This window comes from Janthinobacterium pasteuri (assembly GCF_051380775.1).
Taxonomy (GTDB): Bacteria; Pseudomonadota; Gammaproteobacteria; order Burkholderiales; family Burkholderiaceae_D; genus Janthinobacterium.
Genome location: NZ_JBNYXS010000004.1, coordinates 232,167 through 257,136 on the forward strand (window position 1 = coordinate 232,167; position 24,970 = coordinate 257,136).

Sequence of the window (24,970 nt, forward strand, 5' to 3'; positions counted from 1 at the left end):
GCTACTCCGCCTGCGGCGCGCGCTGGAAGCCGAAGGTGTGCGGCACGCTGGCATAGACCAGCGGCTGCACGGCAATCTCCTTGCCGTCATGCAACAACACCAAGTTTCCCCGACCACTTTCCAGCCATGCCAGCAGGGCCTCGTCGCCAGCCACCTGCCCGTCGATGCGCAGCGACGCCAGCACGTGCGCCATGTCGCGGTCATCGACTTGCGCCACGCTATCGCCCTGGCGCAGGATCAGCGCACCGTTGTCGCACAGCCAGGCGGCATCGATGGCCGCCAGTGGCGCGCCTGTCTGCAAGACAAAACCGTGCTGCGGATCGCTGCGGGCGATGTACGGCGTCGCTTCCAGGTTCAGGTAGACGCGCTGCGGGCCATTCTGGAAAAACCAGCAGCCGCGTTCGTCATGGTCGTAATTGCGGTTGATAAATCCCAACAGGGCTGCGTGGGCGATCTTGTCGCCGGGCAGTTGTTGCTGTTGCGCCTGCTGGTCGCGCATGCGCCAATTGCCGCGGGCATCCAGGCCCAGCCAGCCGTAGCAGTGGGGCACGTTCGGCCATTTGGCCAGCGCCTGCTTGACGAGTTCATCCATGTGGTGCGTTTTCCATGTGCGTTTGCGAGCTATCAGCGTGACAGCTTTGCGGGGAAGAGGGCGCCGTGTTGCCGCCTTCAAAAAAGTGGATCAGGCGCTGCGGCAGCCAGCGCGTGCTTCCCGGCAACTTGCCAGCGGCAAAGCCGACATGGCCGCCGTGGCGCGGATACTCGAGCATTACCTGCGGCGCTGCTCGGCGCGGCAAGTAACGCCCGGGCAGGAAAGGATCATTTTGCGCATTCAGTACCAGCGTCGGCACGGTGATGTCTGGCAAGACGTGCTTGGCGCTGGCGCGGTGCCAGTAATCGTCGGCGTCGCGGTAGCCGTGCAGCGGCGCCGTGACGACATTGTCGAAGGCGTGCAAGTCGCGCGCGGCCAGCATGGCATCGCGCGCAAACAGGCCGGGAAACTGCTCCAGCTTGGCCAGGCACTTCGGTTTGAGCGTGTTCAGGAACATGCGCGTGTAGAGCCGGTTGGCGCCCGAAGACAGGGCCTTGCCCCCTTGCGCCAGGTCCAGCGGGGCCGACACGGCGGCGGCCGCATCGATGAAATCGGCCTGGTGCTGCGATTGGCCCAGCCAGCACAGCAGGGCGTTGCCGCCCAGCGAAACACCGGCCGCGTAAAACTTGCCTGTCGCGCGCGGGCGCAACTGGCGTAGTACCCAGTCGACTTCCTGCGCATCGCCCGAATGGTAAAAACGGGGCCCCAGGTTGGCTTCGCCCGAGCAGCCGCGAAAATGCGGTACGGCGCCCGACCAGCCGCGCGCCGCCACCTCGGCCATCAGGGCGCGCGCGTAGTGGCTGTTTGATGAACCTTCCAGTCCGTGGAACAGCACCACGAAGGGCTGGCCCGGCTGGCCGTCGACCAGGTCGACGTCGAGGAAGTCGCCATCGGGCGACTGCCAGCGTTCGCGACGGAAGACCACGGCCGGCTTGGCGATGCACACGGCCGGATAAATCGTCTGCGCGTGACCGCCAGGCAGCCAGAGTGGCGCGGTATAGGGGGCGTTGTAAATAAGAGGCAAAGTCATCAGTGCAGGATCTGCGCGCCCGTGGCATCGGCCGGCGCACCGCCGGGAGCGACGGAGGCGTGGTGCAGCACGATGCGCCAGCCGCGCGGCGTTTTTACGTACACATTCGTGGCCAGCAGATGCGCCGGGCCACCTTCTTCGGCGGTGACGCCTTCGATGACGGTGTGCACCGAGCTCATCAAGTTGTGCGTTTCATGCAGCTGTGCCGGCACGATGTGCAGGCCGCCGCCCGTCAAGATAGCCTCCCACGAAGCGCGGATGGCGGCATGGCCGATCAGGCGCGCGCCGCGCGGGTGGATGCAGACGATCTCTTCATCGTCGGCCCATAGCGCCATCAGCGCTTCGAGGTCGGCGCGGTGCAAGGCATCGTAGAACGCCGCTTCGACTTCGGCGGCACTGCCATTGAGTTCTTTCAGACGTTTCATGACGACTCCGGCTTGATCGCTACAACTAAGTTGATACAAATAAAAACGGCGCGCTGGGGGCGCGCCGCTGGGCAGTTTAATGATGACCGGCGCTGGCGCCTTCCTTCAGGGTATACGCCGTGCCGCAGTAGGGGCACTTGGCGATGCCGTCTTTGTTGAATTCCAGAAACACGCGCGGATGCGACGACCACAGCGGCATGGCCGGGTTAGGGCAGTGGGCTGGCAAGTCTTTACTGTCGAGTTCGACCGCTGGCTGGGTGGTTTTTGTCATCTTGTCATGCTCCGTGAGGCTGTATGGAAGGAAATCGGCTGCTGCCAAAAGCACGATTTTAACGGATTCAGGCAGACAGCAAAAATCATGGCTAAAATGGCGGCTTGATCATCTGCGGCTGCGGCGCGGGTTTTTGCGACAAACTGGCAGCTGCAGCGCCACACTGACTGGATTTGCCTTGCCGGTATCACCGTTGCGTAGCGCTCATACTTTTCGTATTGCGCGCACCATTGTTGTGCAGTTGCCACACTCCGCTTGCCGGGGGGGCGCATGAACACCCGCGACACCCGCGTGAGCGCCGTCATGGCCGACAAGGACGACGGTCTGCTGAAGGACGCCTGGCGCGCCGGCCTGAAACTGGGCGCGCCCAGCCTGCTGGGCATTGCCGCCTGGGGCATGGTGGTGGGCGTGGCCATGGTGAAAAGCGGCCTGACGGTGGCGCAGGCGGGGGCGATGACCCTGTTTGTCTTTGCTGGCTCGGCCCAGCTCGCATCCCTTCCCCTGCTGGCCGCGCACGCTCCCGTGTGGGTGATCTTCGCCACGGCCCTCGTCGTCAATTTGCGTTTTGTCATCTTTTCCGTGCTGCTGGCGCCCCATTTCGCGCATTTGCCATGGCGCCAGCGCTTTGCGCTCGGCTATGTGGCGGGCGATATCACGGTGGGCCTGTTCCTGCAGCGCTATCCCCATGAAACGCCGGATCCGGCCAAGCTGCCCTTCCTCAAGGGGCTGATTTACCCCAACTGGATGGCCTGGCAAACCGGTTCCTTGATCGGCATCGTGCTGGGGGCCGTCGTCCCTGCCGAATGGGGGCTGGGTTTTGCGGGCACCCTGGCGATCCTGTGCGTGACCGTGCCCCTGATCCTCAACCGCGCGGCCCTGTGCGGCGTGCTGGTGGCGGGCACGGTGGCCGTGCTGGCGTTTGGCTTGCCATACAAGCTGGGTCTGCTGGTGGCCGTCCTGGCGGGCATGCTGTCGGCCATGGCCGTGGAAGAATTGACCGAGAAATGGAACAAACGCCATGTTTGACGGATTGGACTGGGGCAGGACCGATGTGTGGATCGCCATCGCCGTGCTGGTGGTGGCCACGGCCGCCACGCGCAGCACGTTCTGGCTGGTTGGCCATCACATCAGCATTCCGCGCAGGATCAACGAGATGCTGCGCTATGCGCCGGCCTGCGCACTGGCGGCCATCATCGCGCCCGACATGCTGATGGAGGGGCAGCAAGTGCACTTCGAATTGCAGAATTTGAAACTCTTGTCGGGTATTGCCGCTACGCTCTTTTTCGTGATCCGCCGCAATATGCTGCAAACCATCGTGTTTGGCATGCTGGTTTTCACGGGCTTGCGACTGTTGCATGTTTTTCAGTAAAGCAGGACAAATCGGGGATTTGGTCTGGTCATTGCGGTAAAATAGCGCACTTCCTTCCACTCGTCATCTGGATCGCCATGTCAGCTGTTCTCAACTTCATCCGTCTGCAAGATTTGATCGCCCAAAATGCACTGCAAGGCAAGCGCGTGTTTATCCGTGCCGACCTGAACGTCCCGCAAGATGACAGTGGCAAGATCACCGAAGATACGCGCATCCGCGCCTCGGTGCCGGCCATCCGCGCCGCGCTCGACGCTGGCGCCGCCGTCATGGTGACGTCGCACCTGGGCCGTCCGACGGAAGGCGAGTTCAAGCCGGCCGACAGCCTGGCACCCGTGGCCGCGCGCTTGTCCGAGCTGCTGGGCCAGGAAGTTGCACTGAAACAAAACTGGATTGATGGTGCCGGCCTGGAAAAGCTGGCTGCCGGCCAGGTGGTCCTGCTGGAAAACGTGCGCGTGAACAAGGGCGAAAAGAAAAACAGCGATGAGCTGGCGCAAAAAATGGCCAAGCTATGCGATATCTACGTCAATGACGCGTTCGGCACGGCCCACCGCGCCGAAGCATCCACGCACGGCATCGCCAAGTTCGCCCCCATCGCCTGCGCCGGTCCGCTGCTGGCCGCCGAACTCGATGCGCTGGGGAAGGCCTTGCACGCGCCGGCCCGCCCCTTGCTGGCCATCGTTGCCGGTTCGAAAGTATCGAGCAAGCTGACCATTTTGAAAGCCCTGTCCGACAAGGTCGATAATCTGATCGTCGGCGGCGGCATCGCCAACACCTTCATGAAGGCCGTTGGCTTGAACGTGGGCAAGTCCCTGGTGGAAGCGGAACTCGTCGAAGAAGCCAAGGCCATCATCGAGATCATGGCCAAGCGCGGCGCGCAAGTGCCGATTCCCGTCGATGTCGTGTGCGCCAAGGAGTTTTCGCCCACGGCCGCCGCCACCGTCAAGGATGTGGCCGACGTGGCGGACGACGACATGATCCTCGATATCGGCCCGAAAACGGCCGCCCTGCTGGCGCAGCAGATCGCCGCTGCCGGCACCATCGTGTGGAATGGCCCAGTCGGCGTGTTCGAATTCGACCAGTTCGGCAACGGCACCAAGACCCTGGCGCTGGCCATTGCCGAGTCGAAAGCATTTTCCATCGCTGGCGGTGGCGACACCCTGGCAGCGATTGCCAAATACGACATTACCGATAAAATCAGCTATATCTCGACGGGCGGCGGCGCTTTCCTGGAGTTCCTGGAAGGCAAGACCCTCCCAGCAGTTGAGATCTTGATGCAACGCGCCGCTTAAGGCGCTGCAGTCAGCAGTTTAGTACCAAGCGCAGCCTGACCGCTGCGCTTTTACCTTGCCGGATGCAGCATCGAGCCGGCCTTGCTCACCTTCGCTCGCGCACAAGGACTCCTATGCCACGTGGTACAAAAATTGTAGCAACAATTGGCCCCGCCTCCACTGACTTCGATATCCTGGTGAAGATGATACGTGCGGGTGTCGACGTGGTGCGTTTGAATTTTTCCCACGGCAAGGCGCAAGACCATATCGATCGCGCCGCGCTGGTACGCCTGGCGGCGGCCGAGTGCGGCCGCGAAGTGGCCATCATGGCCGACATGCAGGGTCCGAAGATTCGCGTCGGCAAGTTTGAAAACACGCGCATTCAGCTCGAAGCGGGCGAGCGCTTCATCCTCGACGCCAAGTGGGGCGAGAATGGCGAACTGGGCAACCAGGAACGGGTTGGCCTCGACTACAAGGCCTTGCCGCGCGACCTGCACAAGGGTGACGTGCTGCTGCTGAACGACGGGCTCATCGTGCTGATCGTCGAGCGCATCCACGGCAGCGAAATCCACACCACCGTCAAGATCGGCGGCGAGTTGTCGAACAACAAGGGCATCAATCGCCAGGGCGGCGGCCTGTCAGCGCCTGCGCTGACGGCCAAGGATATGGAAGACATCAAGACGGCCATGAGTTTCCAGGCCGACTATCTGGCCATTTCCTTCCCGAAATGCGCAACCGACATGGAAATGGCGCGCCAGCTGGCCAATATCGCGGGCGAACCGTACCACCACAAGCCGATGATGATCGCCAAGATCGAGCGCGCGGAAGCCATTCCTGCGCTGCAAGAAATTCTCGACGCTTCCGACGGCATCATGGTGGCGCGTGGCGACCTTGCCGTCGAGGTGGGCAACGCGGCCGTACCGGCCTTGCAAAAACGCATGATCAAGATGGCGCGCGCGTCGAACAAACTGGCCATTACTGCCACGCAGATGATGGAATCGATGATCGTCAATGCCGTGCCGACCCGCGCCGAAGTGTCCGACGTGGCCAATGCCGTGCTCGATGGCACGGATGCCGTCATGACGTCGGCCGAGACAGCCTCGGGCAAGTACCCGATCGAGACGGTGGAAATGATGGCCGCCATCTGTGTCGAAGCGGAACAGTCCGAATACAACAAGCTCGATGCCGATTTCCTCAACGTTACGTTTACCCGCATCGACCAGTCGATCGCGTATGGCGCGCTGTTTACGGCCCATCACTTGCGCGTGAAAGCCATCGTGGCGCTGACGGAATCCGGTTCCACCGCCTTGTGGATGAGCCGCCACAGCATCGACACGCCGATCTACGCGCTCACGCCCAGTGTCACCACTTTGCGCAAAGCCGCGCTGTACCGCAATGTTCGGGCGTATCATCTGATGCAGAACGCCCCCAGCGCGCAAGTGCTGAAGCAGGCGGAAGAGCTGCTGGTGGCGCAGGGCATCGTCAGGAAGGGTGACATGATCGTCGTCACCTGGGGCGAGCCGATGGGCCAGGTGGGCGGCACGAATGCATTGAAGATTGTGACAGTCGGCGAGTTTGAATAAAAGCCCAAGAATTCAGGCGCCGGCGCGGTTATCGACCGCGAAGCGCCGCAACAGTTTCTATTGTTCTCTGGAGTATTACCATGTCTCTCGTATCCATGCGTCAACTGCTGGACCATGCTGCCGAAAACGGTTATGGCATTCCTGCTTTCAACGTCAACAACCTGGAGCAAGTGCAAGCCATCATGGCTGCCGCCGATGCGCTCAACAGCCCGGTGATCATGCAAGCGTCCGCCGGCGCGCGCAAGTACGCCGGTGAAGCCTTCCTGCGCCACCTGATCGACGCCGCCGTCGAAGCGTATCCGCATATTCCCGTCGTCATGCACCAGGATCATGGCCAGTCGCCGGCCGTCTGCATGGCCGCCATCCGCTCGGGCTTCACGTCCGTGATGATGGACGGCTCGCTGGAAGCGGACGGCAAGTCGGTCGCCTCGTACGAATACAACGTGGAAGTATCGCGTGAAGTGGTGAAATTCTCGCACGCCATCGGCGTGACGGTGGAAGCGGAACTGGGCGTGCTCGGTTCGCTGGAAACCATGAAGGGCGACAAGGAAGACGGCCACGGCGCCGACGGCACCATGACGCGCGAGCAACTGCTGACGGACGTGGCGCAAGCGGCCGATTTCGTGCAGCGCACCCAGTGCGACGCCCTGGCGATCGCCATCGGCACCTCGCACGGCGCGTATAAATTCACGCGCAAGCCAACGGGCGACATCCTGGCCATCGACCGCATCAGGGAAATCCACGCGCGCATCCCGAACACCCACCTGGTGATGCACGGTTCCTCGTCGGTGCCGCAGGAATTGCTGGCCATCATCCGCGAATTTGGCGGCGACATGAAGGAAACCTATGGCGTGCCAGTGGAAGAAATCCAGGAAGGCATCCGTCACGGCGTGCGCAAGATCAACATCGACACCGACATCCGCCTGGCGATGACGGCAGCGGTGCGCAAGTACCTGTTCGAGAACCCGTCGAAGTTTGACCCGCGCGACTTCCTGAAGCCAGCCCGCACTGCTGCCGAGCAGATCGTGCGTGCCCGCATGCAGGCGTTCGGCTGCGAAGGCCAGGCCTCGAAGATCAAGGTCATCACAATGGAAAAAATGGCCGAACGCTACAAGGCCGGCGAGCTGTCGCAAATTGTGAAGTAAAATTCTGTCTGGAACGGGCCGGAAGCTGCATCTCCGTGCCCGATTTTCTCGACCGGCGGGCGCCTTCCCTGCCTGCCGGTTTCGTTTCATCCAACTATTCCCCCGCTATGAACAGCCTCTATCAGACTTCCATCCACTCCCTGCCATTGCTGGGCCACGGCAAGGTCCGCGACAACTACGCCGTTGGCGACGACAAGATCCTGATCGTCACCACGGACCGCCTGTCGGCCTTCGATGTCGTCATGAACGAGCCTATCCCCGGCAAGGGCAAGGTACTCAACCAGATGAGCGACTTCTGGTTCGAGAAACTGGGCCACATCGTGCCGAACCACCTGACCGGCGTGGCGCCGGAATCCGTGGTGGCAGCAGAGGAAGTGGAGCAAGTCAAGGGTCGCGCCGTGGTGGCCAAGCGCTTGCAACCCATCATGGTCGAGGCGGTCGTGCGCGGCTACATCATCGGTTCGGGCTGGAAAGACTATCAGGAGTCAGGCAGCATCTGCGGCATCGCGCTGCCAGCGGGCCTGCAACAGGCGGAAAAACTGCCGGAGCCGATCTTCACCCCGGCAGCCAAGGCCGAGCTGGGCGAGCATGATGAAAACATCAGCTTTGCTGAAATGGAAGAGCGCATCGGAGCCGAACTGGCTGCCAAGATGCGTGACGTCGCCATTCAACTGTACAAGACGGCCGCCGAATACGCGGCCACGCGCGGCATCATCATCGCCGACACCAAGTTCGAATTCGGCCTGGATGACAACGGCGTCATGCATTTGATGGATGAAGTGCTGACGGCTGACTCGTCGCGCTTCTGGCCTGCCGATTCCTACCAGCCGGGCATCTCGCCGCCGTCGTTCGACAAGCAATTCGTGCGCGACTACCTGGAAACGCTGACCTGGGGCAAGACCGCACCGGCGCCAGCGCTGCCGGCCGACGTCATCGAAAAAACCCAGGCCAAGTACTTCGAAGCCATCGAACGCCTGACCGGCGAGAAGTTGAAGGCCTGAAATGAGTGAGCAAAAGTTGAACCCCACGCCGCTGGTCGGCGTCATCATGGGCTCGTCCTCGGACTGGGACGTGATGCAGAATGCGGTTGCCATCCTGAAACAGTTTGGCGTGCCGTACGAAGCGCAAGTCATTTCCGCGCACCGTATGCCCGACGAGATGTATGCGTACGCGAAAAGCGCGCGCGCGCGCGGCTTGCGCGCCATCATCGCCGGCGCCGGCGGCGCGGCCCACCTGCCTGGCATGGTGGCGGCGATGACCATCGTGCCCGTGCTGGGCGTGCCCGTGCCATCGAAATACCTGCGCGGCGAAGATTCCATGCTGTCCATCCTGCAAATGCCCAAGGGCGTGCCGGTGGCCACCTTCGCCATCGGCGAAGCGGGCGCGGCGAATGCTGCGCTGACGGCGGTGGCGATGCTTGCCGCCAATGACGACGCCCTGGCCGACCAGCTCGAAGCTTTCCGTGCCACGCAAACGGCCGCCGCCAAGGCCATGGTCTTGCCTGAATAATGTGTTTGAAAAATAATGAATAGTAAATCGACTTCCCCATTGCTGCCCGCCGCCAACCCACCGGCGTGGCTGGGCGTGATGGGCGGCGGCCAGCTCGGCCGCATGTTTGCCCAGGCCGCCCAGAGCATGGGCTATCAGGTTGCCGTACTGGAACCGTCGGACGCCTGCCCTGCGGGGCAGGTGGCGCAGCGGCTGGTGAATGCCGGCTACAGCGATGTCGCCGGCCTCGACGCCCTGGCCGCGCAATGCCTGGCCGTCACCACGGAATTTGAAAACGTGCCGGCCGACAGCCTGTCGCGCCTGGCCGGCCACGTCTTCGTGGCGCCGGATGCGCACGGCGTGTCGGTGGCGCAGGATCGCATCGCGGAAAAGCGTTTCTTTGTCGCCTGCGCGGCCAAGTCCGGCGTGCTGCCGGCGCCGCATATGGTCATCGCCACGCAGCTTGACATCGATGCCATCGCCGACGACTTGCTGCCAGGCATACTGAAAACCGTCCGCATGGGCTATGACGGCAAGGGCCAGTTCCGCGTGCGCACGCGCGACGAGGTGCGGGCCGCCTTTGCCGAAATGGGCGAGGTAACTTGCTTGCTGGAGAAAATGCTGCCGCTGGCGTACGAAGTGTCGGTGCTGACGGCGCGCGGCGTGGACGGCGAATCGGTCGTGTATCCGATCGCCGAAAACGTGCACCGCGACGGCGTGCTGTTTACCACCACCGTGCCGGGCCCGAATGTGTCGGACGATTGCGCCGCCAGGGCGCAGCGGGCGGCGCAAGCCATGGTCGCGGAACTCGGCTATGTCGGCGTGCTGTGCATCGAGTTTTTCGTGCTTGACGATGGCAGCCTGGTGGTCAATGAAATGGCGCCGCGTCCGCACAACAGCGGCCATTACACGATGGATGCCTGCGTCACCAGCCAGTTCGCGCAGCAGGTGCGGGCCATGGCGCGCTTGCCGCTGGGCGACGTGCGCCAGCATTCGCCGGCCGTGATGCTCAACATCCTGGGCGACGCCTGGTTTGCCGACGGCAGCGATGTGGCCAGCGAACCGGCGTGGGACCAGGTGCTGGCGCTGCCGGGCGCCTGTTTGCACCTGTATGGCAAGGACGATCCGCGTCGCGGGCGCAAGATGGGCCACCTGACCTTCATCGCGGCCACCTTGCAAGAGGCGCAGCAGCGCCTGCGTGACGCTTGTCTGATCCTGGGAATCGCGCCGTGACCTTGCCCGCACAAGACCTGGCTGCGGCCGCCGCCGTGCTGGAAGCGGGCGGCCTCGTCGCTTTCCCGACAGAAACGGTGTACGGCCTGGGCGCCGATGCTGAAAATCCGGTCGCCGTGGCGCGCATCTACGAAGCCAAGGGCCGGCCATCGGATCACCCCGTCATCGTGCATGTGGCGCCCGGTGCCGACCTGGCGCACTGGTCCGATGACATTCCGGTGGAGGCGCAGCAGCTGGTGGCCGCCTTCTGGCCCGGTCCGCTGACCCTGATCCTCAAGCGCGCCGCGCATATTCCCGACGCCGTCTCCGGCGGCCAGGATACGGTGGGCTTGCGCTGCCCGTCGCACCCGGTGGCTATCGAATTGCTACGCACCTTCAAGGGCGGCAAGGGTGGCCTGGCGGCGCCGTCGGCAAACAAATTCGGCAATGTCAGCCCCACCACGGCGCAGCATGTGCGCGATGAATTCGCGGCGGAACTGGACAGCGGCTTGCTGGGCCTGGTTCTCGATGGCGGCCAGAGCGACGTGGGCATCGAGTCGACCATCATCGACCTGTCGCGCCTGGCCACGCACGGTCCCGTGCTGTTGCGTCCCGGTCATATCAGCAGCGCACAGATCGCCGCCGTCATTGGCCGCGCACCGGCCATCGCCGATGCAGCCGCGCCGCGTGCTTCGGGCACCCTGGAATCGCATTACGCACCACACACGCCTGTTGCGATGCAGCACAGCGACGACGTGAGCGCCACCTTGAACCGCCTGCTCAATGACGGGCGCCGCGTGGCCCTGATCCATTACTCGGACCTGCCGCCCGCCAGCGCAAGCGTGCGCCTGGCGGCCAGCCCGGAAAATTACGCACACGCGCTGTATGCCTCGCTGCGCACGATGGACCAGGTCGGCGCCGAGCTGATACTCGTCGAAGCACCTCCCACCGGCCCCGAGTGGCTGGGTGTGAATGACCGTTTGCGGCGTGCCGCGTTCGGCTCAAGTGGTATCTTGCAGCAATTCCTGTCCGACTGATAAAAAGCCCCGAAAGGGGCTTTTTCTTGATGCAGCGCAATAGCGATGCTTGCCACGAAACATCTTAAATCCCCCATAATTCATGCGATCGCCCTGTCGTGACAGGGCGCTGGCAGTGTTGTTATTTCGTTGATTTTTAAAACATATTTTCTATACAAGCCTACGGAACGATGGCATATTAGTTGGGTAGCGAATAGCACGCCCGTTCGTTTAGAAACCAGAAAAAAGACCGAGGAGACAAAATGCATCAAACAAAATTCGCACTTGCCGTGCTGGCTGCGGCTGTCCTGGCAGGTTGCGGTGGCGCCAGTGGCGGTGATCAAGCCTTGAAAGTCAAATACACGGCGCAGGTGTCGTTCGGCGACAGCCTGTCCGATGTCGGCTCGTATGCCGTGGGCACGGTGGCGGCGAAAGGTGGCGGCAAGTTCACCATCAATGGTGACAATACCAAGATCAATCCTGAACTGACGGGCAAGAACTGGACCGAGCACCTGGCCGCGCAATTCGGTCTGGCCGCGCCATGCGCCGCCGAGACTGGCCTGGAAGGCAATGCGGCGCAAGGCTTCGCCGTGCCGCGCGTGAAGCATGCCGGCTGCTTCGGCTACGCCATGGGCGGCTCGCGCGTGACCAATCCGGTTGGCCCGAACAACAAACTGACGGGCAGCGCCCTGGGCGCCTTGACCGTACCCGTGGTGACGCAGATCGCGAACCACCTGGCTGTATCGGGCGGCAAATTCAGCGGCACGGAAGCCGTGTTCGTGATGGCTGGCGGTAACGACGTGCTGTTCCAGCTGGGCGCATTGCAGGCGGGCGCGACGGCCGCGGGCACGAAGGCAGGCGGGGATGCGGGTGCAAAAGCCTTTGCCACCAACCTGGTCACCGCTCTGGTGGGCAGCTCGACCAATCCCGCCACGGCGGCGCAAGCCATTGGCGCGGCAGTAGCGACCGCCAGTGTGGCGCCTGGCGCCACGTCGACATCTATCGTGCAGGCCGCTGTTGCCGCTGCTGCTGTCCAGCCGGGTAATTCCGCAGTAGCTGCGCCTGCTGTGTTTGGCCCGCTGGTCGCCAAGGCGCAAGCCGACGCGACGGTGACGGGCAATGCTGCCGGCGCAAAGGCCGGCGCCGATTACGCTGCGGCCCAGGGGCCATTGCTGGTTGCCGCCATGAAACAAGCGGGCATCGAACTGGTGGCGCTGGTCAAGGACCAGATCATCGCCAAGGGCGCCAACTATGTCATCGTCAACAACCTGCCGGACGTGGCCGGTACGCCATCGGGCTTGAGCAAGGATGCCAATACCAAGGCGCTCATCAATGCCATGGTCAGCGCCTTCAATGGTGAACTGAGCGGCGGCCTGAGCGGCAATGCGAAAGTCTTGCTGGTCGACGTGTTTAAAGTCAGCCATGACCAGGGCGTCAATCCCGGCCCGTATGGCTTGACCAACGTCAGCGAGACGGCGTGCGACTTGAGCGCACCAGGCAATATCCTGGGCAGCTCGCTGGTGTGCATTGGTACGAACCTGAAAGCAGGCGACGTCAGCCACTACTCGTATGCCGACGATGTGCATCCTACGCCGTTCAACAACCTGTTGCTGGCCCGGTATGTGGCCAAGGACATGGTCGTGCGGGGCTGGCTGTAAAAAATGGCAGCATCGGCCGCGTCCGCGCGACGTGGCTGGCGCTGCCAGCGACAAGACTCGATAGCGGAACACTCCGCACATACTGAATCAGGAGACAAGATGAAGAATCATTTGAATACCGCCGTACGCGTGCTGGCCGCCGCCGCCGCAATGGCCATGGCGACGGGCGCTTCGGCGCAAAGCGCAGGCACCTGGATGGTCAAGGCTGGCATTAACAAGATCACGCCGCATGTTGACAGTGGCGACATTTCCGCACCGGCACTGCCGGGCACCAAGGCCAACGTCGAGCCCGATACCAAGCCCATCCTGACCTTTGCCTACATGCTCACGGACAATATTTCCGCTGAAATGATCCTGGGCGTGCCATACAAGCACGACCTGATTGGCGATGGCGCCATCAAGGGCACGGGCAAGCTGGGGACGGCGGAAGTCTTGCCGCCAACGGCCTTCATCCAGTACCGTTTCTTCCAGCCCAATGCGATGATCCGCCCTTACGTGGGTGCGGGCTTGACGTATGCCTATTTCCAGAAAGAAACAGGCTCCGGCCAGATGACGGCCTTGCTGGATCCGGGTGGAAAACCAGTCACCTACCGCATGGACAACAAGTTGACAGGCAGCCTGGTGGTCGGCAGTACCGTGGCCTTCAACGAGCGCTGGTTTGCTGACGTGGCCGTGGTCAAGACCTACCTGAAAACCAGGGCGAAATTCTCGACGGGGCAGACGCAGGACATCAAGCTCGATCCGGTTGCCGTGAGTGTCAGCATCGGGTACAACTTTACCCTGTAAAACAAAAAAATCCGCCTCGGCGGATTTTTTTTGTCCCGCTCAAGCTGGCGGTGTGTTGAACTTTCCATTGTGGTAGATCAAGGGCGGCTGGGCGGCAAACGCACATTGTTCCACTTCGCCCACGAAAATGACGTGGTCGCCTTCCGGATAGCGGCTGCGGTTGTGGCATTCGAACCAGGCCGATGCGCCTTTCAGTATGGGCTGGCCCGTGCGCGACAGTTCGTATTCGACGCCGTCGAAGGGATTCGGCGTCCGGCGTGAAAAGCGCGTCGCCAGTTCCGCCTGGTCGGCGCCCAGCACGTTGATCACGTAATGCGAGTTGCCGCTGAAGATGGGCATGCTGTTCGCCACGGAACCGAGGCTCCACAGCACCAGGGGCGGCGACAGCGAGACGGAATTGAAGGAACTGGCCGTCAAGCCACGGAAACTGCCGTCGGCCAGGCGCGTCGTAATGACCGTCACGCCGGTGGCAAACTGCGACAGTGCCTGACGGAAATGTGTCGTATCGAATTCTTGCGCTGGTGCGCGGGGAGAGCGTGTGTTCATGGGTGACCTGTCTATTTGCTGACATTATGCCAAAAATCGGCCACGCCAGCGCAATCGTCGTCGGCATGCCCGTATGTGCGGTGCACCACGCGCCGTTTCAAGCGGCGCTGCAGGCCACGGCGCTTTGCGTTACAGTAGTGAAATGATAAGTCACAGCAGCATTGCGGGAGGACATCATGCATCAACAGACGGAAGTGGCGATACTGGGTGGTGGCTGTTTCTGGTGCCACGCTGCCGTGTTTGGGGAAGTGCGCGGCGTGACGCGCGTCGCGTCCGGCTACACGGGCGGCAGCGTGCCCGATCCCACGTATGAACAAGTTTGCACGGGCGAGACGGGCCACGCGGAAGTGGTGCGCCTGGAATTCGATCCCGCCATCATCCCTTACCACGACTTGCTGGAAATCTTTTTTACCCTGCACGATCCCACCACCGTGAACCGGCAGGGCAACGATGTCGGTACGCAATTCCGTTCCGTCATTTATTACCAGTCGGCCGGGCAGGAAAGCGTAGCGCGCAAGGTGCTTGCTGAAATGGCTGGCGTGTGGGATGCGCCTATCGTCACGCAACTGGCGCCGGCGCAAGCTTTTTATACGGCCGAGGATTACCACCAGAATTATGCCGAGCAGCATCCCTTGCACGGGTATTGCGCGCTGGTCGTCGCGCCCAAGGTGGAGAAATTCCGCGCCATGTATGCGGGGCGCCTGAAGTGAGGCAGTCCCCGGCACCGCGCGCGACTGTCAGGTCGTGAGCACGGGCGCGAGCCTGGCATCGTGCGCATACATGTAGTTGCGCGACCAGGGCAGGGTGGTGGAGCGCCGTCCCGCCTTCACGCAGACGATCTGGTACAGGCTGATCAAATCCTGTTCGAAAGCATAGGCGCAGCCGGCCAGGTAGACATGCCAGATGCGGAAGCGCCGTTCGCCCGCCAGAGGACGAATTTTCTCGGCGTTGGCTTCGAAGTTCTCCGTCCACAGGGCGCAGGTGCGCGCATAGTGGCGGCGCAGGTTTTCTACGTCCAGCACTTCCAGCCCCCCTTGCTGCATGGTCTTGAGCACATTGCCGATGTGCGCCAGCTCGCCGTGTGGAAACACATATTTCTCGATGAATTCCCCGCCGCCATACGGCGTTTCGCCATTCTCCGGGTCGGTGGAGGTAATGCCGTGGTTCATCGCCATGCCATCGGGCGCCAGCAGCGTGTTGATGATGGCAAAGTACCCGGGTAAATGCTTGAGGCCCACGTGCTCGAACATGCCCACGCTGGTGATGCGGTCGAACTGCCCCGTCACGTCGCGGTAGTCTTGCAGGCGGATTTCGATCAGGTGTGAGAGTCCGGCCGCCGCCACGCGCTCGCGCGCCAGCGCGTACTGGTTTTCCGACAGGGTCACGCCCACGCAGCGGGCGCCATATTGCTGCGCGGCACGGATGAGGAGCGCGCCCCAGCCACAGCCGATGTCGAGCAGGGTCTGGCCCGGCTGCAGCTGGATTTTCTTCAGGATATGTTCGATCTTCTTGACTTGCGCCTGCGCCAGGGTTTCATCACCGTCTTCAAAATAAGCGCAGGAATACACGAGGCCGGCGTCGAGGAATTGCTCGTAGAAGGCATTCGACACATCGTAGTGGTAGCGGATGGCTTCGGCATCCTTGCTCTTGTCGTGCGTAAAGCTGCGCACGATGCGGGCCAGCTTGCCTTCCGGTTTCAGGGTATTGTGCGCCAGCGCATTGCAGATGGAAATCATGTCCTGGGCCGTGCCCCTGACTTCGATATTGCCTTCCACATAGGCCGAGCCCAGATTGGCCAGCGACGGGTTCAGCAGATAGCGCGCCGAGGCGATGGTCGGCAGCCGGATGGTGACGCGCGGCGTTTCGCTGGACAGGTCGACATGCTGGCCATTCCACAATTCTATGCGGAGCGGCAAGGCGGTCTTGCTGCGGATGCTGGCGACCCAGGTCTTGAGCTGGTTTTGTACAAACAAAATGGCCTCCAATGAAGCGGCTCCAGATGGGGCCGCAAATTGAGAAACAATATTATTTAGTAACTTCTACCCTCATAGCCTACTCCTATATTGCCCAGCCTGCTTTGCGTCGCCGTGACTGCGCGCTTAAGGTTGCAAACGCTGCATGCTCCATTGCCCGTCAGCACTGCGGGTAAACACGATGCGGTCGTGGAAGCGCGAACGGCGCCCCTGCCAGAATTCGATGCGCTCTGGCTGCAAACGGTAGCCGCCCCAGTGGGCCGGGCGCGGTGGCTGGGCGTCGCCGACAGCGGCGGCCACGGCCGCGTAATGGCTTTCCAGCGTGGCACGGCTGTCGATGGGGGCGCTTTGCTGCGAGGCTATCGCCGACAGGCGGCTTTGTACGGGGCGCACATTGAAATATTCATCGCTCTCGGCCGCCGTGGTTTTCACGACGGTACCTTCGATGCGCACTTGCCGCTCCAGCTCGCCCCAGAAGAACAGCAGGGCGGCGTGCGGGTTGTGTTCCAGCTGCTGGCCCTTGTCGCTGTGGTAATTCGTGTACCAGGTAAAGCCGCGCGCGTCGAACTGCTTGATCAGCACGATGCGCGAGCTGGGCTTGCCGTCGGGACTGACGGTCGCCAGGCTCATGGCGTTGGGTTCCATCACCTGCGCCTTGACGGCTTCGGCAAACCATTTCTGGAACATGGCGATGGGATCGGCCAGCACATCCGTCTCGTTCAGGCTGGACTGCACGTAATCGGTGCGCATCGCCGCCAGCACGGCGGCCGCGTCCGGCGCTGCGGGGGCTTCTGGCGTATCGGGTGCGATGCCGCGGCGGCGCTGCATGGCCGTGCCCAGTTGCGCCATCTGTTGCGCGCTGAACAGGCGCTTGGCCATGGGTGCCAGTTGTCCTTCTTCCTTGGTCATGTGGGCCTGGTAGGCGGCATCGTAATCGCGCACGCCATCGGCGGACAATTGCGTGCCCGTGCCGGCCGCGATGGCGTCCAGTTCCGGGCGCAGGGTCAGCCAGGCCTGGTCCATGCGCTGGTGGTCGGCCAGGATTTCCGGCACCAGGGTCGCCAGCAGGGCCGCATCGTCGCCCGTGGCCGTCGCTTGCAGCATGGGCATCAGATCTTGCTCTTCATCGTCATGGTGCAAATGGGCGGCTTTATTGAAATATTGCAGCACCGCCTTGGCCGCCTGCTGCGCGTCCGCCGTGTTGCCGTGCTGCGCCAGATGACCCAGCAGGTTTTGCAGGGTCGTCAGTTGCTTGCGGATCTTGTCGTGGCAATGCTTGAGCACGGCGATGGGCTGGTCAAAGCCGGGAACGGAGTCGAACAGGGGAGAGGTCATGGCGAGTTCTCGTGGTGGGCGGTGTGGGGGCGTGGCGACAGTGCAGCTTGTCGCTGTGCTAATTCGGCTATTTTAGAATATCCGCCAGCGCAGTGTCCGTTAAAATGGCGCCATGCATACCTCCACCAATGAACTAATTTCCATGGACTTGACCGAGATCGATTTTGAACGGCGTTTTGGCGGCATTGCCCGCCTGTACGGCGCCCCCGCGCTGGAACGCTTCCGCGCCGCCCACGTGTGTGTGATCGGCGTGGGCGGCGTCGGTTCCTGGATCGTCGAAGCGCTGGCGCGCAGCGCCATCGGCCGCCTGACCCTGATCGACCTCGATAATGTTGCCGAATCGAACATCAATCGCCAGATCCAGGCCATGAGCGACACCATCGGCAAGGCCAAGATCACGGCCCTGGCCGAACGCATCGAACTGATCAACCCCTTGTGCCAGGTCACGCAGATCGAAGATTTTATTACCCCCGATAACCTGGAGCAGTTGCTGGGCGGGCGCGATTTCGACTATCTGGTCGACGCCATCGACAATGCCAAGGCCAAGGCGGCCGTGATCGCGTATTGCCGCGCGCGCAATCTGCCCATGCTGACCATCGGCAGCGCGGGCGGGCAGACGGACCCGACCCTGATCGCCGTGCGCGACCTGTCGAAAACGGAGCAGGAGCCGCTGCTCAAGCGTGTCCGCAAGCTGTTGCGTACCGAATATGGTTTCCCCCGTGGCGTGAAAAACAAATTCAACGTCGACGCCGTGTTTTCCATGGAGCCGTTGAGCACGCCCGAGAGCGCGGAAGCGTGCGCCATCGATGGCAGCACGCCCGCCGGCGTCACAGGCTTGAATTGCGCCGGCTTCGGTTCCAGCGTGGTGGTGACGGCCAGTTTCGGCATGGTGGCGGCCGCCCATGCGCTGAAAAGCTTGCGCCAGCCTGGGGCCTCAGCCTTGCCGGACCTCTAAGTCCATTCCGGCAGCGCCAGTTCTTCTTGCGCGTTGGCAGCGGGCGTGGAAAGTGTAAGTCTTGTGACAGGGTTTTCAACTTCGGGCAGCGGTTTGCTATTATTGTCGTCCCTGCGCTATCTGGACTGCAGGCATCTCACCGAAACTCACTGAAAGATTACATCATGACGCGTAGCTCCGTTTTGTTTGCCCTGATCTGCTCCGTCGCCGCGTCGCTGGCGCAGGCACAGGCGCCAGCGCCTGTTCCCGCCGCCGCCGTCTCGCTGAGCCCCGGCCCTGTCGCCGATAAATTGATTCTGATCGACAACAAGGTTGGCACGGGCAAGGAAGCGTCCGCCGGCAGCAACGTCACCGTGCACTACACGGGCTGGCTGTACCGTCCCCTGGCGAAAGATTCGCGCGGCAAGAAGTTCGACAGCTCCGTGGGCCGTGGCCCGTTCGACTTCCCGCTCGGCAAGGGCATGGTCATCAAGGGCTGGGACCAGGGCGTGGCCGGCATGAAAGTGGGCGGCAAGCGCACCCTGATCATTCCAGGCGAACTGGCCTACGGCCCGCGCGGCGCCGGCAATGGGGATATTCCGCCGAACTCGGCACTGATCTTCGACGTGGAATTGCTGGACGTTAAGTAATTGTTCAGTTTCGGCAGCGCACCACGTGCGCTGCCGTGAAAAAGCGGTAGACTGGAATTTTCTGATATAGCTGTGGAGATTCCCATGAACATCGCCAACGACGTCACTGAACTGATCGGCAATACCCCCCTGGTGCGCATCAACCGCATCGCCGCCGGCTGCACTGCCACCATCCTGGCCAAACTCGAATTCTACAATCCCGCCCACAGTGTCAAGGACCGCATTGGCCTGTCCATGATCGTCGCTGCTGAAGCAGCGGGCAAGATCCATTCCGATACCGTCATCGTCGAGCCCACCAGCGGCAACACGGGCATCGCGCTGGCCATGGTGTGCGCCGCGCGCGGCTACCGCTGCACCCTGGTCATGCCCGACACCATGAGCCGCGAACGGCGCATCCTGCTGCGCGCCTACGGCGCCGAACTGGTGCTCACGCCCGGCAGCGAGGGCATGCTGGGCGCCATCCGCAAGGCCGAGGAGCTGGTGGCGGCCGACCCGCGCTACCTGATGCTGCAGCAATTCAACAATCCCGCCAATCCCGCCATCCACCGTGCCACGACGGCCGAGGAAATCTGGCGCGATACGGATGGGCAAGTCGACATCGTCGTCGCCGGCGTGGGCACGGGCGGCACGATCACCGGCATCGGCGAAGTGCTGAAGGAGCGCAAGCCGGGCGTGCAAGTGATTGCCGTGGAACCGGAAGCGTCGCCGATGCTGTCGAAAGGCACGAAAGGACCGCACCCGATCCAGGGCATCGGCGCCGGTTTCGTGCCGCAGATCCTGAACACGGCCATCTACGACGAAATCATCTGCGTCAAGAACGACGACGCGTTCGCCACGGCGCGCCTGGCCGCCAGCGATGAAGGCTTGCTGGTCGGCATCTCGTCGGGCGCCGCTCTGTGGGCTGCCCTGCAAGTGGCACAGCGTCCGGAAAACGCGGGCAAGACCATCGTCACCATCATTGCGTCGTTTGGCGAGCGCTACCTGAGCACGGCCTTGTACGCGGGCCTGGGCGACTGAGCGGTGCGGCGCAAGGGCGCCGGTTGAAGTTGCCATGGCGAAATATGCGCCAGGCAGGCACGGCAGGCGCAGTACAATATCGGACGGGCCGTAATGGTTCGGCCCGTATTGTGCCTTTGAATGGAAATATGTTCCTGGTAAAACCTGAACGCCGCCGCCTGCTGCAGGTGGGCGCGACCGTGGCTGTCATCGCGCTGGGCCTGGCCTCGCGCGCTTATCCCCAATTCCTTCCCGCCGCGCTCGGCAAGTATCCGGGCGACGCCCTGTGGGCCATGATGATCGTCTTTGCGCTGGGCGCGATCGCCACGCGCATGCGCACGTGGCGGCTGGCGCTGACTTCGCTGCTGATCTGTTTTGCCGTCGAATGTGGCCAGCTGGTCCAGGCGCCGTGGATCGTCGAGCTGCGCGCGCATCCCCTGGGGCACCTGGTGCTGGGTTCCACCTTCGGCTGGGCCGACTTGATCGCCTACACGGCCGGGGTGGCCGTGGCGGCGTTCATCGACAAGCTGGCGCTGTTCAAGCGCCGCTAGTCTTACTTGGCGTTACCCTCCTTGAGGTTACCTTCGGCATCGCGCAATTCCACGGGTGCCAGTGTGAGTTTGCTCAATTGCGGGGCGATCTTCGCCTTGTCGCCCACGCCGATGACAATCAGCTTTTCCGGCTGCAGGTATTTCTTCGCCACTTGCTGCACCTGCTTGTCCGTGACGCCCGCAAAGCGCTGCGGCAGGGTCGCGTAGTAGTCGAGGCCCAGGCCGTAGATATACGTGTTGGCCATGCTGGCGCTGATGCTGGCATTCGTCTCGAACTGGCCCGGCAGCGACAGCACCTGCGAATTGCGCGCATTCGACAATTCCTTGGCCGTCAATGGCTTGGCGATCATGGCGCGGATTTCCTTGAAGGTTTCCGACACGGCCGGACCCGTCACGTCGGTGCGCACGCCTGCCGCGATGGAGAACGGTCCCGGCTGGCTGTGGTACTGGAATTGCGAGCGCACGCCATACGTGTAGCCCTTTTCTTCGCGCAGATTATTGCTCAGCCGGCTCGTAAACAAGCCACCCAGCGCCGCGTTCATCACCTGCAGCGGCGCATAGTCTGGCGTCGTGCGGGCCACGGCGATGGTCGACAGGCGCACGGCCGTCTGCGGCGCGCCCGGTTTGTCGACCAGGATCAGCCTGGCTTTCGTCGTGGCCGGCGCCGCTGTCACGGACGCCGCTACCGTGCCCGCCTTCCAGCTGCCGAACTTGGCTTCGGCCAGCGCCTTCAATTCCGCGGCGCCGATATCGCCCGAGACGATCAGGGCCGCATTGTTGGGCACATAATGCTGCTGCCAGAACGCTTGCAGGTCGGCGCGGCTGGTGGCTTTCAGGGCCGCTTCCGTGCCCAGCTGGATATAGCCGTATGGATGTTGCGGGCCATACAGGGCCGCCGCTTCCACGCGGGCCGCCACGGCCCCCGCGTTTTCGCGCTGCTGCGCCAGTTCGCCGATGCGGCTGGCGCGCTGGCGTTCCACCTCGGCCGAGGGGAATTGCGGGTGCTGCACCACGTCGGCCAGCACGTCGAGCGCTTGCGGGAAGGTGGTTTTCAGCGACGTCAGCTGGGCGAACGAGGCATCCGCGCCGGAACCTGTGCCCAGAAAAGCACCCAGTTGCGCCACGTCGTCGGCGATCTGCGGCGCGCTGCGCGTGGCCGTGCCTTCCTGCAGCAATTGCGCCGTAAAGCCCGCCAAGCCCGGCTGCGCCAGCGGATTGGCGCCCGAACCACTTTTCACCACCAGCTGGGTCGACACCAGCGGCACGGCCGGGTTGTAATTGTGGATCACCGTCAAGCCATTGCTCAGCGTGAAGGACGTCGCTTGCGGCAGCACGATCTTCGGCGCGGGACCGGCGGCCGGCACCTTGTTACGCCACGGCTCGTCCGCATTGATGGCCGTGCCCGGCGCAGGCTTGACCTTGCCCGGCGCCGGTGTCGGCACTTCCGCGCCCAGGTCCGGCGTGCCCGGCACGCCATACACCACCACGCGCGCCTGGTTTTTCAGGTAGGTGTCGACGGCGCGCTGCACGCCGGCCGCCGTCACCTGGCGGTAGCGTTCGATATCTTTGCCCAGGTAGCCGGGGTCGCCCAGGTACTGGTTGTACTGGTTCATCATGTTGGCGTTGCCGCCCACTTTTTCCACCTGGCTCAGCATGGCGGTCTCGATGCTGTTGCGGGCCCGCTCGATTTCCTTCTCGGTGGGCCCCTTGGCACGCAGCTGCTCCAGCTCCGCCTGCATGGCTTGCTCGATTTCCTCGGGCTGGTGGCCGGGGCGGGCCGTCACGTCGATGGTAAACACGGAGGTGAGGGCGTTCGAACTCTGGTTGGCGCCCACATCCTGCGCTATCTGCTTGTCGTACACCAGGGACTTGTACAGGCGGCTGGACTTGCCGCCGGCCAGGATGTGCGCGGCCATCGACAGTTCCGCGTCATCGTTGGCGTAGGCGGACGGCGTCAGCCAGGCCATGAAGACGCGCGGCAACTCGACCCGGTCCTGCACCACGACTCTGCGTTCCTGCGTGATGGCCGGCGTCACGACATCGGGCTTGGCCACGGCGGGGCCGCTCTTGAAGCTGCCAAAGTATTGCTTGACCAGTTGCTTGGTCTTCGCCTTGTCGATGTCGCCGGCGATCACCAGGCTGGCGTTGTTGGGACCATAGTATTTGCTAAAGAATTCCTTGATGTCGGCCAGTTTGGCGTTCTGGATGTCCGCATGCGAACCGATGACGCTGGCGTAATACGGGTGGGTCTTCGGGAACAGCTGGTGGTACAGGGCTTCCTGCACGATGCCATAGGGAGCATTTTCCACGCTCTGGCGGCGTTCGTTGCGCACCACGTCCTGCTGGTTCGTCAGCGCCGTCTGGTCGAGCACGTCCAGCAGATAGCCCATGCGGTCGGAATGGGCCCACAGGGCCAGTTCCAGTTGGTTCGATGGCACCGTGTCGAAATAATTGGTGCGGTCGAAATCCGTGCTGCCGTTCGAATCGGTGGCGCCCGCGCCTTCCAGCAACTGGTCGGCCATGCCACGCGGAACGTGCTTGGTGGCGGCAAACATCATGTGCTCGAACAGATGCGCAAAGCCCGTCAGCCCCGGCGCTTCATTCGCGGGACCCACGTGGTACCAGACATTGACGGCCGTGACGGGCAATTTATGGTCTTCCACCAGGATCACGTCGAGGCCATTCGGCAGCGTGTATTTTTCGTAGGCAACATTTGGCACGGCCGTGGCTGCCGTCGCAGCGGCTGCACCGGCGGCGTGGGCGAGGGTGAGCGGGGCGCCGTACAGCGACAGCATCAGGGCGGGAATGGCCAATAGTTTGATCGGTTTCATGCATGCTTCCAGGCTAGGGTGGGGGGGAAGACGCTGCGGCCCGCTCGTGGCTGGCGCAGCGCGATGGTGCAACGGTCGAAGCTACAGTTTATACAGCAGGGCCGCGCCGCCCAGCACCAGCAGCGCGCAGGCGATGGAGACGATGGCGGCCGCACCCAGCAGGCGCCATTCGCGCGGCGTGAAGCCTGCCGGTCCGGCCGGCGATGGCGCCGCTACTGGCGCTTCCGGCGCCGGCTGGAGCATGGCTGCCGCCGGCAAGGCAGGCAAGCCGCCCGCCGCGCGCGCCTGCGCCGCCAGCGCTTGCGTGGCAGAGTCCAGCAGGGCCAGCTGGCGCTCGACGGTTTCCGCCAGCACCGCTTCGTTCAGCGCCACCAGGGCGAATATCGGGTCGTCAACGTCGATCTTGATGCCCGTCTTGTCAAACACGTGGCTGCGCAGTTTGTGCTGGTCCATCTACCATTGCACCTTGTCGAGTTGTTCGAAGATGTCGCGGTAGACGACCTTGATGCGCTGTTTTTCCATGATGTTGAACTTGTCGTTCTGCAGTACTTCCTGCATCGTCAGGCGCGCCGTGTTCATTTTCTTGACGTCCGCGCCGAAAGTGTCGGGATTGCGCTGGCTCAAGGTAATGCAGCCCTTGACGCGCGCGCGGTTGTCGGCATACGACTGCGATTCCATGAACTGCTTGCCGGATGCCGATTGCAGCAGGCCAAAGTGTTCGTTTTGCCACAGCACCAGCGGCACTTTCGTCGCTTGCGCCGTGGCGACAAAGCCCGTGGCCGTGTCGTGCAGGGTATCGCCGCCGCCGACGATGGTGTGGATATACACCTTGCGGCCCGATTCTTCCAGCAGCGAAAAGCAGTCGTTTTCCAGCAGGTAGCCCATCAGCGGCGAAAACGTGTTCGCGCCATTGTCGACCACGCAGTTGCCGTCTGTGTCGAGGATGTCGATCATCAGCGCGTCAAAGCGTTTCGGGTCGATGTTGCGCGCATCCGTCATCACGGGCACATGCTTGACGTTCATCGCCTTGTAGCGCGAGAACGTGGCGTTTTCCTGATCGGTGTCATAGCAGCGCAAGGGCGTGTCGTCCTTGCCGCCTATCCACTGGGCCAGCAGGGTCGATACCAGGGTCTTGCCGATGCCGCCCTTGCCCTGCAGGATGAAATGTACCGTGTTTTGCATTGCGACTACTCCAAGTTGTTGCATCAGTGACAATCAAAGATTCGTGACAGCGGCGCGGGCGCCAGTCCAGGCCACGACTGGCATTTTTACCACAATCCTTTGCAAATATGCCATGCGGAACAGCGAATC

At 62.7% G+C, this 24,970-nt stretch carries 26 protein-coding genes; 16 read left to right on the top strand and 10 right to left on the bottom strand.

The annotated features are described in order from the left end of the window. Window position 1: 1 nt before the first annotated feature. From ACQ4WN_RS06765 to ACQ4WN_RS06780, 4 genes are all read right to left on the bottom strand, one after another. Entirely contained in the window at window positions 2-592 is a 591-nt protein-coding gene (locus ACQ4WN_RS06765; protein ID WP_436550817.1) for a DUF2946 family protein, read from the bottom strand. Further along, the gene (locus ACQ4WN_RS06770) at window positions 585-1,622 is read right to left on the bottom strand and encodes a YheT family hydrolase (protein WP_436550818.1); all 1,038 of its coding nucleotides are present in this window, start codon (window positions 1,620-1,622) and stop codon (window positions 585-587) included. The genes ACQ4WN_RS06765 and ACQ4WN_RS06770 overlap by 8 nt, the downstream gene beginning before the upstream one ends. Beyond that, entirely contained in the window at window positions 1,622-2,047 is a 426-nt protein-coding gene (locus ACQ4WN_RS06775; protein ID WP_436550819.1) for a YybH family protein, read from the bottom strand. The genes ACQ4WN_RS06770 and ACQ4WN_RS06775 overlap by 1 nt, the downstream gene beginning before the upstream one ends. Before the next feature lie 76 nt (window positions 2,048-2,123). Continuing rightward, window positions 2,124-2,318: a zinc-finger domain-containing protein gene (locus tag ACQ4WN_RS06780; RefSeq protein ID WP_034780619.1), complete on the bottom strand. Its 195-nt coding sequence runs from the start codon at window positions 2,316-2,318 to the stop codon at window positions 2,124-2,126. A gap of 303 nt (window positions 2,319-2,621) precedes the next feature. On the opposite strand from ACQ4WN_RS06780, the gene ACQ4WN_RS06785 reads away from it, so the two are divergent. The 11 genes from ACQ4WN_RS06785 to ACQ4WN_RS06835 all read left to right on the top strand — a co-directional run bounded on the left by ACQ4WN_RS06785 (window position 2,622) and on the right by ACQ4WN_RS06835 (window position 13,843). Then, entirely contained in the window at window positions 2,622-3,344 is a 723-nt protein-coding gene (locus tag ACQ4WN_RS06785) for an AzlC family ABC transporter permease (RefSeq protein WP_436550873.1), read from the top strand. Then, window positions 3,337-3,687, top strand: coding sequence for an AzlD domain-containing protein (locus ACQ4WN_RS06790; protein ID WP_436550820.1), 351 nt, complete (start codon window positions 3,337-3,339; stop codon window positions 3,685-3,687). Before ACQ4WN_RS06785 ends, ACQ4WN_RS06790 begins: the two co-directional genes overlap by 8 nt. A gap of 77 nt (window positions 3,688-3,764) precedes the next feature. Continuing rightward, window positions 3,765-4,976 carry a phosphoglycerate kinase gene (locus ACQ4WN_RS06795; RefSeq protein WP_436550821.1) on the top strand — a complete coding sequence of 404 codons (1,212 nt, stop codon included), beginning with the start codon at window positions 3,765-3,767 and terminating at the stop codon, window positions 4,974-4,976. A gap of 113 nt (window positions 4,977-5,089) precedes the next feature. After that, complete coding sequence (gene pyk / locus ACQ4WN_RS06800; protein ID WP_034780607.1) at window positions 5,090-6,538, top strand: pyruvate kinase; 1,449 nt, start codon at window positions 5,090-5,092, stop codon at window positions 6,536-6,538. An 80-nt stretch (window positions 6,539-6,618) separates the two neighbouring features. Further along, window positions 6,619-7,683: a class II fructose-bisphosphate aldolase gene (fba, locus tag ACQ4WN_RS06805; RefSeq protein ID WP_436550822.1), complete on the top strand. Its 1,065-nt coding sequence runs from the start codon at window positions 6,619-6,621 to the stop codon at window positions 7,681-7,683. 107 nt (window positions 7,684-7,790) lie between these two features. Further along, the gene (locus tag ACQ4WN_RS06810) at window positions 7,791-8,684 is read left to right on the top strand and encodes a phosphoribosylaminoimidazolesuccinocarboxamide synthase (RefSeq protein WP_436550823.1); all 894 of its coding nucleotides are present in this window, start codon (window positions 7,791-7,793) and stop codon (window positions 8,682-8,684) included. Between the two features lies 1 nt (window position 8,685). Beyond that, entirely contained in the window at window positions 8,686-9,192 is a 507-nt protein-coding gene (purE, locus tag ACQ4WN_RS06815) for a 5-(carboxyamino)imidazole ribonucleotide mutase (RefSeq protein WP_436550824.1), read from the top strand. A 15-nt stretch (window positions 9,193-9,207) separates the two neighbouring features. Then, window positions 9,208-10,404 (top strand): 5-(carboxyamino)imidazole ribonucleotide synthase, encoded by a 1,197-nt coding sequence (locus ACQ4WN_RS06820; protein ID WP_436550825.1) that lies wholly within the window; start codon window positions 9,208-9,210, stop codon window positions 10,402-10,404. Continuing rightward, entirely contained in the window at window positions 10,401-11,420 is a 1,020-nt protein-coding gene (locus tag ACQ4WN_RS06825; RefSeq protein ID WP_436550826.1) for an L-threonylcarbamoyladenylate synthase, read from the top strand. Before ACQ4WN_RS06820 ends, ACQ4WN_RS06825 begins: the two co-directional genes overlap by 4 nt. Window positions 11,421-11,662: 242 nt before the next feature. Beyond that, entirely contained in the window at window positions 11,663-13,057 is a 1,395-nt protein-coding gene (locus ACQ4WN_RS06830) for an SGNH/GDSL hydrolase family protein (protein WP_436550827.1), read from the top strand. A gap of 99 nt (window positions 13,058-13,156) precedes the next feature. After that, window positions 13,157-13,843: an OmpW/AlkL family protein gene (locus tag ACQ4WN_RS06835; protein WP_436550828.1), complete on the top strand. Its 687-nt coding sequence runs from the start codon at window positions 13,157-13,159 to the stop codon at window positions 13,841-13,843. A 39-nt stretch (window positions 13,844-13,882) separates the two neighbouring features. On the opposite strand, the gene ACQ4WN_RS06840 is transcribed toward ACQ4WN_RS06835, so the two are convergent. Beyond that, a complete protein-coding gene (locus tag ACQ4WN_RS06840) occupies window positions 13,883-14,389 on the bottom strand; it encodes a flavin reductase family protein (protein WP_436550829.1) in 507 nt (168 codons plus the stop codon). A 176-nt stretch (window positions 14,390-14,565) separates the two neighbouring features. Here ACQ4WN_RS06840 and msrA point away from each other — a divergent pair, with 176 nt between their 5' ends. Continuing rightward, window positions 14,566-15,099, top strand: a complete 534-nt coding sequence (msrA, locus tag ACQ4WN_RS06845; RefSeq protein WP_436550830.1) for a peptide-methionine (S)-S-oxide reductase MsrA — start codon at window positions 14,566-14,568, stop codon at window positions 15,097-15,099. Window positions 15,100-15,126: 27 nt separating this feature from the next. Here msrA and ACQ4WN_RS06850 read toward each other — a convergent pair whose 3' ends face one another. Both ACQ4WN_RS06850 and pdxH read right to left on the bottom strand, forming a co-directional pair. Continuing rightward, the gene (locus ACQ4WN_RS06850) at window positions 15,127-16,362 is read right to left on the bottom strand and encodes a class I SAM-dependent methyltransferase (protein ID WP_436550831.1); all 1,236 of its coding nucleotides are present in this window, start codon (window positions 16,360-16,362) and stop codon (window positions 15,127-15,129) included. A 126-nt stretch (window positions 16,363-16,488) separates the two neighbouring features. Further along, window positions 16,489-17,697 carry a pyridoxamine 5'-phosphate oxidase gene (gene pdxH, locus ACQ4WN_RS06855; protein ID WP_436550832.1) on the bottom strand — a complete coding sequence of 403 codons (1,209 nt, stop codon included), beginning with the start codon at window positions 17,695-17,697 and terminating at the stop codon, window positions 16,489-16,491. Window positions 17,698-17,809: 112 nt separating this feature from the next. Between pdxH and tcdA the strand changes: the two genes are divergently transcribed. The 4 genes from tcdA (at window position 17,810) to ACQ4WN_RS06875 (ending at window position 20,828) form a co-directional block, all read left to right on the top strand. Beyond that, window positions 17,810-18,652 (top strand): tRNA cyclic N6-threonylcarbamoyladenosine(37) synthase TcdA, encoded by an 843-nt coding sequence (tcdA, locus tag ACQ4WN_RS06860; protein ID WP_436550833.1) that lies wholly within the window; start codon window positions 17,810-17,812, stop codon window positions 18,650-18,652. Window positions 18,653-18,816: 164 nt separating this feature from the next. Beyond that, window positions 18,817-19,281, top strand: a complete 465-nt coding sequence (locus ACQ4WN_RS06865; RefSeq protein WP_436550834.1) for an FKBP-type peptidyl-prolyl cis-trans isomerase — start codon at window positions 18,817-18,819, stop codon at window positions 19,279-19,281. 84 nt (window positions 19,282-19,365) lie between these two features. Further along, window positions 19,366-20,298: a cysteine synthase A gene (cysK, locus tag ACQ4WN_RS06870; RefSeq protein ID WP_436550835.1), complete on the top strand. Its 933-nt coding sequence runs from the start codon at window positions 19,366-19,368 to the stop codon at window positions 20,296-20,298. A gap of 128 nt (window positions 20,299-20,426) precedes the next feature. After that, a complete protein-coding gene (locus tag ACQ4WN_RS06875; RefSeq protein ID WP_436550836.1) occupies window positions 20,427-20,828 on the top strand; it encodes a ribosomal maturation YjgA family protein in 402 nt (133 codons plus the stop codon). 2 nt (window positions 20,829-20,830) lie between these two features. Here the strand turns inward: ACQ4WN_RS06875 and ACQ4WN_RS06880 are convergent, their stop codons facing one another. The 3 genes from ACQ4WN_RS06880 to ACQ4WN_RS06890 all read right to left on the bottom strand — a co-directional run bounded on the left by ACQ4WN_RS06880 (window position 20,831) and on the right by ACQ4WN_RS06890 (window position 24,841). Continuing rightward, window positions 20,831-23,659, bottom strand: coding sequence for a M16 family metallopeptidase (locus tag ACQ4WN_RS06880; RefSeq protein ID WP_436550837.1), 2,829 nt, complete (start codon window positions 23,657-23,659; stop codon window positions 20,831-20,833). 81 nt (window positions 23,660-23,740) lie between these two features. Continuing rightward, window positions 23,741-24,112 carry a conjugal transfer transcriptional regulator TraM gene (gene traM / locus ACQ4WN_RS06885; RefSeq protein WP_436550838.1) on the bottom strand — a complete coding sequence of 124 codons (372 nt, stop codon included), beginning with the start codon at window positions 24,110-24,112 and terminating at the stop codon, window positions 23,741-23,743. Continuing rightward, window positions 24,113-24,841: a P-loop NTPase family protein gene (locus tag ACQ4WN_RS06890; protein WP_436550839.1), complete on the bottom strand. Its 729-nt coding sequence runs from the start codon at window positions 24,839-24,841 to the stop codon at window positions 24,113-24,115. Window positions 24,842-24,970 lie beyond the last annotated feature (129 nt).